The following is a 10,046-nucleotide window of genomic DNA, read 5'->3' on the forward strand; positions in this document are numbered from 1 at the left end:
CGCGGAGGTGGCTTCGACCGCCCTACGATTTCGGTGCGGAGACGTGCCGCGCCGCCGTTTCGTTCGCCCGCGCGAGGCTGTCGGCGAACGCGTCGCCGGAGGCCAGGGAGGCGACGAGGGCGCCGACGAAGGCGTCGCCCGCCCCATGCGTGCTGACGAGGCGGACCGGCAGGGCCGGCAGCGTCACCGGCGCCTCGCCCGCGCGTCGGCCCGCCACGCCGTCGCCGCCCGCCGTGACGACGACGCAGGGGAAGCGGGCGGCGAGCGCCTCGGTGGCCGTCGCGGCGGAGGCGAGGTCCGCGACCGCGATCCCCGACAGTTCTTCGGCCTCGATCGCGTTGACGATCAGGACGTCGACAAGGGCTGCCAACGCCGCCGGCAGCGGCCGGTAGGGAGCGGCGTTCAGGCAGACCGCGGCACCCGCGCCGCGCGCGGCCTCGGCCGCCGCGATATTGACCGCGTCCGGCACCTCGTTCTGCAGGATCAGCGCCCCGGCGCCCGACCAGAGGCCGGGGTCCGAGAGCGCGCCGAGGTCGATCTCGAGGTTGGCGCCCGACACGATCACCGCGCCGTAGTCGCCCTCCCGGTCCGAGATCGCGACGCTCATGCCCGATCCCGTGCCGGCGAGCCGCACGACGCGCGACGCGTCGACGCCGGAGGCCCGGAGCGCGTCGAGGAGGAAGGGGCCGAACGCATCGTCGCCGACGGCGCCCGCCATGCGCACCTCGGCGCCCGCGCGCGAGGCGCTCACCGCCTGGTTGCCGCCCTTGCCGCCGAACTTCGGAGCCCAGGCGTGCCCCGTCACCGTCTCGCCCTTGCGAGGCCGGTCCGGCGCGTCGACCATGATGTCGTAGTGCAGGCTGCCGACCACGACGACCACCGGCTTCCGGGACGTGTTCATGAATTGCGTCGCTTGGTTTTGACGGCCCCCATCGTGGCGGCCAGATTGCGTTCGGCCGCCTTGAGGTCGCGCTGGGCGACGGCTGCGAAGACGGCGTCGAGGATGATGAGCTGGGCGACGCGCGCGGCGGCGTTCTCGCCGAGCAGCGGCGAGCCTTGCGCGGTCGAGCACAGGACGACGTCGGCGATCTCGGCGATCGGCGAGGTCGCGTAGTTGGTGAGCGCGATCGTGCGCGCGCCGCGCCTGCGGGCGAGCTCCAGGGGCTCGATGACGGCGGTGGTCTGGCCGGAATGGGAGAAGGCGATGGCGACGTCGCCTTCCGACAGGAGGGCGGCCGACATCAGCATCATGTGCGCGTCGTCGAAGACGCTGGTGCGCACGCCGATGCGCAGGAACTTGTGCGCCACGTCTCGTGCGATCTGGGCCGAGCCGCCGATGCCGTAGAGGTCGCGCTGGCGAGCCGCGAAGATGAGGTCGGCGGCGCGCTCGAAGGCGTCCGGGTCGAGGATCGAGAGCGTCTCCTCGAGCGCGTGGATCGACGTGCGGAAGACCTTCTGGGCGATCTGGGCGCCGCTGTCGTCGGGCGAGAGCTCCTGGTGGAGGTCGGCGGTCGGCAGGCGGTTGTAGTCCGCGATGCCGGCCCGGAATTCCTTGAAGCCGGAGAAGCCGAGCTTCTTGGCGATCTTGACGAGCATCGCGTCGGACACGCCGGCATCCTCCGCCACGGTGCGCAGCGCCGTCGTCTCGTCGAAGTCGCGCCGCCCGAGGATCATCTCGACGACGCGCGCCTCGAGCGGCGTCAGCTGCGGCATCATCATGCGGATCCGAGGGCCGATGGTCCTCGGATCGCTGAAGCTCATGTTCATCCCCGTCCCCTGGTCGCGCGATCGATCAGCATCGCGACGAGGATGATAAGGCCGGTGGCCAGGAGTTGGTAGAACGCCTGGACGTTGAGGAGCGTCAGCCCGTTGCGGAGCGATCCGAGGATGATGGCGCCGAGGATCGTGCCGACCACCGAACCCTTGCCCCCCATCAGCGAGGCACCGCCGATCGCGGCCGCCGCGATCGCGTCGAGCTCCCAGAGATTGCCGAGCGTCGGATCGGCTGCGCCGAGCCGGCCGACGAGGATCAGGCCGGCGATGGAGGCGAGACCCCCCGAGATGACGTAGGCCGCGATCTTGGTCATGGCGACCGGCACGCCCGCGATGTGCGAGGCCTCCTCGTTGCCGCCGACGGCGAGGAAGTATTCGCCGAGCGGTGTCTTGTTGAGAAGGACCCAGATCCCCAGCGCCAGCACCGCGACGAGGACGACCGGCGTCGGCACGCCGAGGATGTCGCCGTTGAAGAGGGCGCGGAACTCCGGCGGGATGCCGAAGATCGGATTGCCGCCGGTGTAGATGAGGGCCGAGGCGCGGTAGAGCGACAGGGTGCCGAGCGTCACGATGAAGGGTTGCAGGCCGCCATAGGCGACGAGCGCCCCGTTCACCGCGCCCGCTGCCATGCCGAAGAGGATCGCGGCGGGGATGGCGAGGACGATCGGCGCGCCGCCGACCATCATGGCGGCGGCCGCCACGGCCGCGATCGCCGCGGTCGGGCCGACCGACAGGTCGATGCCGCCCGAGATGATGACGAGCGTCATGCCGAGCGCCACGCAGGCGTTGATCGACGACTGCTGGAGGATGTTGAGAAGGTTGCGCTCGGTGAGGAAGTTCGGGCTGAGCGCGGCGAAGACCCCGGCGATCACCAGGAGGCCGATGAGCGTTCCGGCGTCGCGCAGGCCGAAACCGAGCTTCAGGCCGCGCTTCGGCGTTGCGGAAAGGCTGTCGGTGGAGGTCATGGGCGTCAGTGTCCCGATCGGGAGGAATGGGAGGGGTCGCTGGCGGACTGCGGCACGGCGAGGGCGACGATCGCCTCCTCGCTGATCGCGTCCCGCTCCAGGATGCCGGCGACGGCGCCCTCGCGCATGACGAGGACACGGTCGGAGACGCGCAGGATCTCCGGCAGCTCGGACGACACGACGATCATCGAGCGCCCTTCGGCGGCCAGCCGCTCGATCAGCGCATAGATCTCGGCCTTGGCGCCGACGTCGATGCCGCGCGTCGGCTCGTCGAACAGGAGGATGCGCGCGCCCGCCGCGATCCAGCGGCCGATGATGGCCTTCTGCTGGTTGCCGCCGGAGAACTGGCCGATCGGGCGCTCGACGTCGAGCGGGCGCAGATTCATGTCCCGCATCAGCTTGAGGCTCTCGGCCGCGAGCGCGCGGCGGCGCACGAAGCCGGCGCGCGAGAATCGCCTCATCGACGACAGGGCGATGTTGGAGCGGATCGAGCGGCGGGCGACGATGCCGTCGCGCTTGCGCTCCTCGGGCAGGAGGCCGAGCCCGGCGCGGATGGCCTTGCGCGGATTGCCGAGGGCGAGCGGCCTGCCGTCGACGCGGATCGTGCCGCCGTCGGGGCGGTCGACGCCCGCGACGAGCCGCAGGAGTTCGGTGCGGCCGGCGCCGACCAGACCGGAGATGCCGAGGACCTCGCCGCGCCGCAGCTGGAAGCTCGCGCCGCGCACCGCGATCCCGCGCGAGAGGTTCTCGACCTCGAGCGCCACCGCGCCGGTCGCAAAACCCTTGTGCTCGGCCTGCGCGAGTTCGCGCCCGACCATGCGCGAGACGACCTCGGCCTCGGTGGTCTCGCGCATGGCGACGTCGGCGACCTTGCGCCCGTCGCGCAGGATCGTCGCCCGGTCGCAGACGCGGAACACCTCGTCCATCTTGTGGCTGACATAGATGATCGAGACGCCGCGCGCGGCGAGATCGCGGATCAGGACGGCGAGCCGGTCGAACTCGGCCGGCGTCAGGCTGGACGTCGGCTCGTCCATGGCGATGATCCGCGCATCCTCCATCAGGGCGCGCGCGATCTCGACGATCTGGCGCTGCGCGACCTTGAGAGTGTTGATGCGGGCGGCGGGGTCGATCGAGGCGTCGAGGGGGGCTAGCGCCGCGCGGGCCGCGCGCTCCTGCGCCCGGCGGTCGACGAGGAGGCCGCCGGCCATGCGAAGCGGGCGGCCGAGAAACATGTTCTGCGCGACGGTGAGCTCGGGAACGTGCTGCAGTTCCTGGTGGATCATCGCGATGCCGGCGCGCCGGGCGCCGAGCGGCCCGTGGCCGGCGACGCGCACGCCGTCGACCGAGACGGTGCCGCCGGTCGGCTCCATCACCCCCGACAGGATGCGCAGGAGCGTCGACTTGCCCGCCCCGTTCTCGCCGAGGAGGCCATGAACCGATCCGCGCGCGACGTCCATCGACACGCCGTCGAGGGCGCGCAGCGTCCCGAAGGTCTTGCCGATGCCGTCGAGGCTGAGGCGTGGGGCGGACGAGGTGGTCATGGCGCTCCCTCCCGGAGACGTCGCGGTCGGCCGGGACCGCGGATGCGGCCCCGGCCGGACGATCACTTGGCGGCTTCTTTCAGGAGGACCGCGCGAAGGGCGTCGCCCTTCACGGCGTAGGCCTCGACGTTGTCCTTGGTGATCAGCGCCTGGGGCGTCGAGACGACGCGCGGCAGCGCCTGCTTGCCGACGAGGCGCAGGGCCGTCTCCATCGCGACCTCGCCGGTGAGGACGGGGAAGGAGTCGACCGTGCCGGTCAGCTCGCCCGCGCGGATCGACGCATAGGCGTCCGAGATGCCGTCGGTGCCGAAGACCACGACCTTGTCCTGCAGGCCCGCCGCCTTGACGGCCTCGACGACGCCGAGCGCCATGCCGTCGTTGTTGGCATAGAAGCCGACGAGGTCGGGGTTCTGCTGGAGGATCGTGGCGGCCGCGTCGTAGGCGACCTGGCGGTCCCAGTTGCCCGGAACGCTCGCGACGACCTGGAACTTGCCGCCCTCGACCACGGTCTCGGAGAAGCCCTTGGTGCGCTGGCCGGCGGCGAAGACGCCCGCCTGGCCCTCGATCACCGCGACCTTGCCGCCCTCGGGCCGGTTCTGGAGGAACCACTTGGCGACGCGCACGCCGTTGTCGCGCTGCACGTTGCCGACATAGTGCTTCACGCTCGGGATCACGGCGTCGTTGACGTTGACGACGGGAATCCCTTGCGCCTCGGCGCTTTCCAGCGCGGGCTGTAGGTTGTTGTCGGTCTGCGGCGACAGGAGGAGCGCGGCGAAGCCCTGGCTGATGAGGTTCTCGGCGATCGAGAGCTGGCCGAGCTGGTCGCCTTCCGACTGCGCCGCCTGGTAGACGACCTCGACGCCGGCCTTCTTGGCATAGGCCTCGTAGCCCTCGCCGAGAGAACGCCAGTATTCGTTCGTCAGCGTCTTCGAGACGCCGCCGATGCGGGTGCCGGCGGGGGCAGCCGGAACCGCGCCGAACTTGGCGTCGAGCTGCGACCACTCGATGCGGTCGGTCTCGGTGTCGGAGTTGAGGGGCGCGAGCGTCTGCGCGAAGGCGCTGGCACCGAAGAGCGACAGGGCGCAGCCGGCCACGAGGGCCTTCAGTCGGATCGTCATGGGGTTGGTTCCTCCCGTTGGACAAATGCCGGGCTGGCCTCGCGGCCCGGCGCGCGGTCTGGCGGTCAGGCCGCCGCGATCATCGCGGCGTTGACGATGCTCTGGCTGGCGACGCCGTCCTGGCGGCTCTGCGCCTCGCCGAGGCGGTTGTCGGCGTCGAGACGGTCGGCGACGCCGAGAAGCCGCTGCACGGTCTCGATGTTGGTCTCGCACTCGGCGACCGGATCGAGGCCGGACGCGTCGGGGAAGGTGTCGAAGTAGAGGGCGCCGCGGTAGCCGTCGCGGCGGATCTGGCGCAGGAGCTCCAGCGTCGAGCGAAGGTGCACCGCGCCGACCATCAGCCCGTCGTCGCGCTTGGCGTAGCCGTCGTTGAGATGGACGCCGAGGAGCTTCGAGCGGCGGTGGATGAGGGCGGCGGCATAGGCGGGCTGCTCGCCGGCATAGAGCGCATGGGCGAAATCGAGCGTCACGCCGAGGTTCGGCGCCCCGATCTCGCCGATCGCGAGCAGCGTCGTCGCGCAGTCGCGCAGGAGCGCGTGGGCGCGGGGCTCGTCGGGCTTGTACTCGATCGAGATCTGGCAGGCCGGGTCATGCTCGGCGATCTCGCGGATGCCGGCGATCTCGAGGTCCCAGGCCTCGGCATAGTCGAGCTGGAAGTTGTAGTCGAACCCGTCCTGGCCGAGCCAGAGCGTCATCAGGTCGGCGCCCATGGCGCGCGCGGCATCGACGCCGCGCTTGGTCATGTCGATCGCCTCGCGCCTCACGGCTTTGTCGGGATTCGTGAAGGCGCCGAGCTTGAAGGCGGGGTTGGTGTAGTAGCGCATGGCGAGACCGTTGACCGACAGGCCGAGGTCCTTGATGCGGCGGCCGACGGTGGCCGGGTCGTCCTTCACGTGGTCGGGAAAGTTCAGGTCGACGTCGGTCAGTCCCTTCGCAGTCGCAGCACGTTCGGCCATCTGCATGAAGCTCGGCTTGCCCTGGAGGTCGGGCCAGTAGAGATGCGGCGCGGAGCCGAACGAGTTGAGGCGCGTGGCGAATCGGGAGAGGGTCATGGGAGCTCCGCTGAACTGCCGGCACTTTACGAATTATCGTGAAGTCGTCAAGTTGACGAAGCTCGCACGCCGAGGAACGTCACGAAGCCACGTACAAGGCGATCCGGCGGCGCCATCCGCATGATCCGTTGCTAAGGGTGACGGATCGATCGGGCGCCTGGGGCGTTCTGCCGACATCCTTCGATGATCGGAAAGCCTTGCCGCATGAACGACGATCCGCGCACCAGCCAGCCGACGAGCTTCCCCGGCGAGACGCCGCAGCCGAGCCCCGGCCTCGAGACCCGGATGCGCACCAAGCCCGACCACGGCGAGGACAGCTATGTCGGCAAGGGGCTTCTCGCGGGCCGGGTGGCGCTGATCACCGGCGGGGACTCCGGCATCGGCAAGGCCGTGGCGATCGCCTATGCCCGCGAGGGCGCCGACGTCGCGATCTCCTACCTCGCCGAGGAACAGGCCGACGCCGAGGAGACGCGCGCCTTCGTCGAGAAGGCCGGGCGGCGCTGCCTGCTTCTGCCGGGCGACGTGCGCGACCGCGACCTCTGCGCGTCGCTGGTCGAGCGGACGGTGGCCGAACTCGGCGCCCTCGACATCCTCGTCAACAACGCGGCGGCCCAGACGATCAACGAGAATCTCGCCGACATCGACGACGACGAGATGCAGGCCGCGTTCGCCGCCAACGTCTTTGCGATGATCCGCCTCGCCAAGGCGGCGGCGCCCCACATGAAGCCGGGCTCGGCGATCGTCAACACGACGAGCGTCCAGGCCAAGGTCGCCACCAAGAACATGATCGTCTATTCGGCGACGAAGGGCGCGATCTCCAGCCTGACGATCGGCCTGTCCAACCTTCTGGCGCCCGAGGGCATCCGCGTGAACGCCGTCGCGCCGGGGCCCGTCTGGACGCCGATCCAGCCGATCGCCAAGGACGCCGAGACGCTGGAAACGCTCGGCCAGAACACCCCGCTCGGCCGCGCCGGCCAGCCCGGCGAACTTGCCGCCGCCTACGTCCTCCTCGCCTCGCGCGAGGGCAGCTACATGTCCGGCGCCGTGATTCCGATCACCGGCGGCATGCCGATGTACTGACGACCGGCCGCCGGACCCGCATCGAAAAATCAGGACCGCCGCGACGGGCGCGGCGGTCCGGCGGTCAGATCTGCGCTGCGCCGCCGTCGGCGAAGAGTTCGCTTCCGGTGACGAAGCTACTCTCATCGGACGCGAGGAACAGCGCGGCGTCGGCGATCTCCTCGGGCCTACCCATCCGGCCGAGCGGGGAGGCGGCCTCGGAGGCGGCCGTGAAGGCCTTCTTCGCCGCCTCGCCCGGCGCGAGCCTGTGCCATCCCGGCGTCGAGGTCGATCCGGGAACGAGGACGTTCACCCGGATGCGGCGGGGCGCGAGGTCGACGATCCATCCGCGGGCGAAGCTCCGAATGGCGGCCTTCGTCGCGCCGTAGACGCTGAAGGCCGGAATGCCCGTGGTTGCCGCGGTCGAGCCCGTCAGGATCACCGAGGCGCCGTCGACGAGGAGCGGCAGCGCCTTCTGGACCGTGAAGAAGGTCCCCTTCACGTTGGTGGCGAAGGTCCGGTCGAAATGCGCCTCGCTGACCTCGCCGAACGCCGCGAACTCGCCGCCGCCCGCATTGGCGAAGAGGACGTCGATCCGGCCGGCCTCCGCGCGCACCGTGTCGAAGAGGCGATCGAGGTCGCCCATGTCGGCGATGTCGCCCCGGACGCCGCGGGCGCCGTGCCCGACGGCGGCGACCGCCTCGTCGAGTTCAGCCTGTCGCCGCCCCGTCATGAAGACGCGCGCGCCCTTCTCGGCGAACCGCCTGGCGCTCGCCAGTCCGATGCCGCTGTTGGCGCCCGTGATGACCGCCACCTTGCCGTCGAGCCTGCCCATGGTCGTTCTCCTGTGGTTGACGGAACGCGATATGGACGGGCAGAAACCTTTTGTTGAGTACGCACATAAAGGTAAGCGAGTGGATAAACTGGAACCGATCGTCCCGGACTGCGGTCTCGACGTCGCTCTTGCGGTCGTCGGTGGCAAGTGGAAGCCCCTGATCCTCTATCACCTGCAGGGCGGGCCCCGGCGGTTCGCGGATCTCCGGCGTCTGGTGTCGGGGATCAGCGAGAAGGTCCTGATCCAGCAGCTGCGCGACCTGCAGGAGGTGGGCGTCCTCGTGCGGCACGACTATCGCGAGGTGCCGCCGCGCGTCGACTACACGATCACACCGTTCGGCGGGACGCTCGTTGAGGCGCTGATGCCGCTCTGCCATTGGGGCAACCGGAATCGCGCCGAGGTCGCCGCGCGTCTGCCGGGCGTGAGGGAGGCGGCCACGCCAGATTGAGGGCGAGGGGCCCCGCCGCGCAGCGTGAGCGAGGTTTCTCTCGCCCGACGGACTTTCCGAAAGCGATGCGGCCGACCCGTGGCTCCTGCTGCTCCTCGATGCGTTTGCGCTCGCTCGCGGCAGGCGGTATGGGCGCACGAGCATCGCAGGGAGGCCGCGCAGCCGCCATGGACGACACGCCGGGCCCGGCCCACCGATCGGACAGGGTCTCGCTCCGCCGGCCGCTCGGGCATCGCGGGCTCGAGACGCTGACGGCCCATTACGTGCGCCAGTCGTTCAAGCCGCACGCGCACGCCGAATATCTCGTCGGCGTCATCACCGCGGGCGCGCACTCGGTCTGGTGCCGCGGCGAGCGGCATTCCGTCCTGCCGGGAACCCTCATGACCATGCGCCCCGGCGACGTCCATCACGGCAACGCGGCGATCGACGCCGGCTGGGTGCAGCGGATGTTCTATGTCGACGAGCGCACGATGGCGGAGATCCTCGGCGATCGCCGGGACGCATCCTCCGCCCCGCTTCCCGATTTCGACCGCTGCAACCGCCGCGACGCCGGGCTCGCCGCGCGCCTCGAGCGCATCCACGACCGGGTCCATGCCTCGCGCCTGGCGCTCTCGCGCGACGCCGCCTGGGTCGCCTTCGCCGATGTGGTGTCGCTGCTCGCCGGCGGGACGGCCGACGAGGAGGCCAAAGGCTCGGCGTCCGACGCCCGCGCCCGCAGGCTCGTCGACTATCTCCATGCCCATGTCAGCGAGGATGTCGGCCTCGACACGCTGTCCTCGCTGGCCAGCCTGCGCCGGAGGCAGACGATCGAGCTCTTCCGGCGCCACACGGGCCTGCCCCCGCATGCCTACCATATCGGCCTCAAGGTGCGGCTCGTGCAGGACCGCCTGCGCGCAGGCGAGGCGGTGGCCGCTGCGGCGGCCGAGGCGGGCTTTGCCGACCAGAGCCACATGAGCCGCCACTTCGCCGCGATCGTCGGCCTGACGCCGGCGGCCTATCAGCAGGCCGGCCGGGACCGCACTTTCGTTCTAGAGCGCCGCGCCGCCGCCCCGTAACCCGGCCGATGCCGACACCGGGCTCGGCAGGCAACGAGGGGGCCGACGCATGTCCTGTTCATCCGGCATCGCCGCGCCGGCCGCGCGGCGGTCGACGCTCGCGGCCGATGCGGCGGTGCTCGCCATCGCGGTCGTCTGGGGCGCGAGCTATCCCGTCACCAAGGGCGCGCTGGCCCATGCTCCCGTCCTCGTCCTCATCG

General features: G+C 70.7%; 10 protein-coding genes. 3 read left to right on the forward strand and 7 right to left on the reverse strand.

Annotated elements, in window-relative coordinates; all coding sequences use genetic code 11:
- Window positions 1-22 precede the first annotated feature (22 nt).
- The 6 genes from QZ753_RS20960 to QZ753_RS20985 all read right to left on the reverse strand — a co-directional run bounded on the left by QZ753_RS20960 (window position 23) and on the right by QZ753_RS20985 (window position 6,449).
- Window positions 23-901, reverse strand: a complete 879-nt coding sequence (locus QZ753_RS20960) for a PfkB family carbohydrate kinase (protein WP_294646591.1) — start codon at window positions 899-901, stop codon at window positions 23-25.
- Window positions 898-1,767 (reverse strand): MurR/RpiR family transcriptional regulator, encoded by an 870-nt coding sequence (locus QZ753_RS20965; protein ID WP_294646593.1) that lies wholly within the window; start codon window positions 1,765-1,767, stop codon window positions 898-900. The genes QZ753_RS20960 and QZ753_RS20965 overlap by 4 nt, the downstream gene beginning before the upstream one ends.
- The gene (locus QZ753_RS20970; RefSeq protein ID WP_294646595.1) at window positions 1,764-2,738 is read right to left on the reverse strand and encodes an ABC transporter permease; all 975 of its coding nucleotides are present in this window, start codon (window positions 2,736-2,738) and stop codon (window positions 1,764-1,766) included. Before QZ753_RS20970 ends, QZ753_RS20965 begins: the two co-directional genes overlap by 4 nt.
- Before the next feature lie 5 nt (window positions 2,739-2,743).
- On the reverse strand, window positions 2,744-4,279 hold the full coding sequence (locus QZ753_RS20975; protein WP_294646597.1) for a sugar ABC transporter ATP-binding protein: 1,536 nt from the start codon (window positions 4,277-4,279) through the stop codon (window positions 2,744-2,746).
- A 62-nt stretch (window positions 4,280-4,341) separates the two neighbouring features.
- Complete coding sequence (locus QZ753_RS20980) at window positions 4,342-5,397, reverse strand: substrate-binding domain-containing protein (protein ID WP_294646598.1); 1,056 nt, start codon at window positions 5,395-5,397, stop codon at window positions 4,342-4,344.
- Between the two features lie 65 nt (window positions 5,398-5,462).
- Complete coding sequence (locus tag QZ753_RS20985) at window positions 5,463-6,449, reverse strand: sugar phosphate isomerase/epimerase (protein ID WP_055887443.1); 987 nt, start codon at window positions 6,447-6,449, stop codon at window positions 5,463-5,465.
- A gap of 204 nt (window positions 6,450-6,653) precedes the next feature.
- Between QZ753_RS20985 and QZ753_RS20990 the strand changes: the two genes are divergently transcribed.
- A complete protein-coding gene (locus tag QZ753_RS20990; RefSeq protein ID WP_294646600.1) occupies window positions 6,654-7,529 on the forward strand; it encodes an SDR family oxidoreductase in 876 nt (291 codons plus the stop codon).
- A 64-nt stretch (window positions 7,530-7,593) separates the two neighbouring features.
- Here the strand turns inward: QZ753_RS20990 and QZ753_RS20995 are convergent, their stop codons facing one another.
- A complete protein-coding gene (locus QZ753_RS20995; protein ID WP_294646602.1) occupies window positions 7,594-8,343 on the reverse strand; it encodes an SDR family oxidoreductase in 750 nt (249 codons plus the stop codon).
- Between QZ753_RS20995 and QZ753_RS21000 the strand changes: the two genes are divergently transcribed.
- Window positions 8,342-8,791, forward strand: a complete 450-nt coding sequence (locus QZ753_RS21000; protein WP_367171532.1) for a winged helix-turn-helix transcriptional regulator — start codon at window positions 8,342-8,344, stop codon at window positions 8,789-8,791. The genes QZ753_RS20995 and QZ753_RS21000 overlap by 2 nt on opposite strands.
- A 167-nt stretch (window positions 8,792-8,958) precedes the next feature.
- On the forward strand, window positions 8,959-9,846 hold the full coding sequence (locus QZ753_RS21005; protein WP_294646603.1) for an AraC family transcriptional regulator: 888 nt from the start codon (window positions 8,959-8,961) through the stop codon (window positions 9,844-9,846).
- Window positions 9,847-10,046 lie beyond the last annotated feature (200 nt).

It is taken from the genome of uncultured Aureimonas sp. (assembly GCF_913775355.1).
GTDB lineage: Bacteria > Pseudomonadota > Alphaproteobacteria > Rhizobiales > Rhizobiaceae > Aureimonas.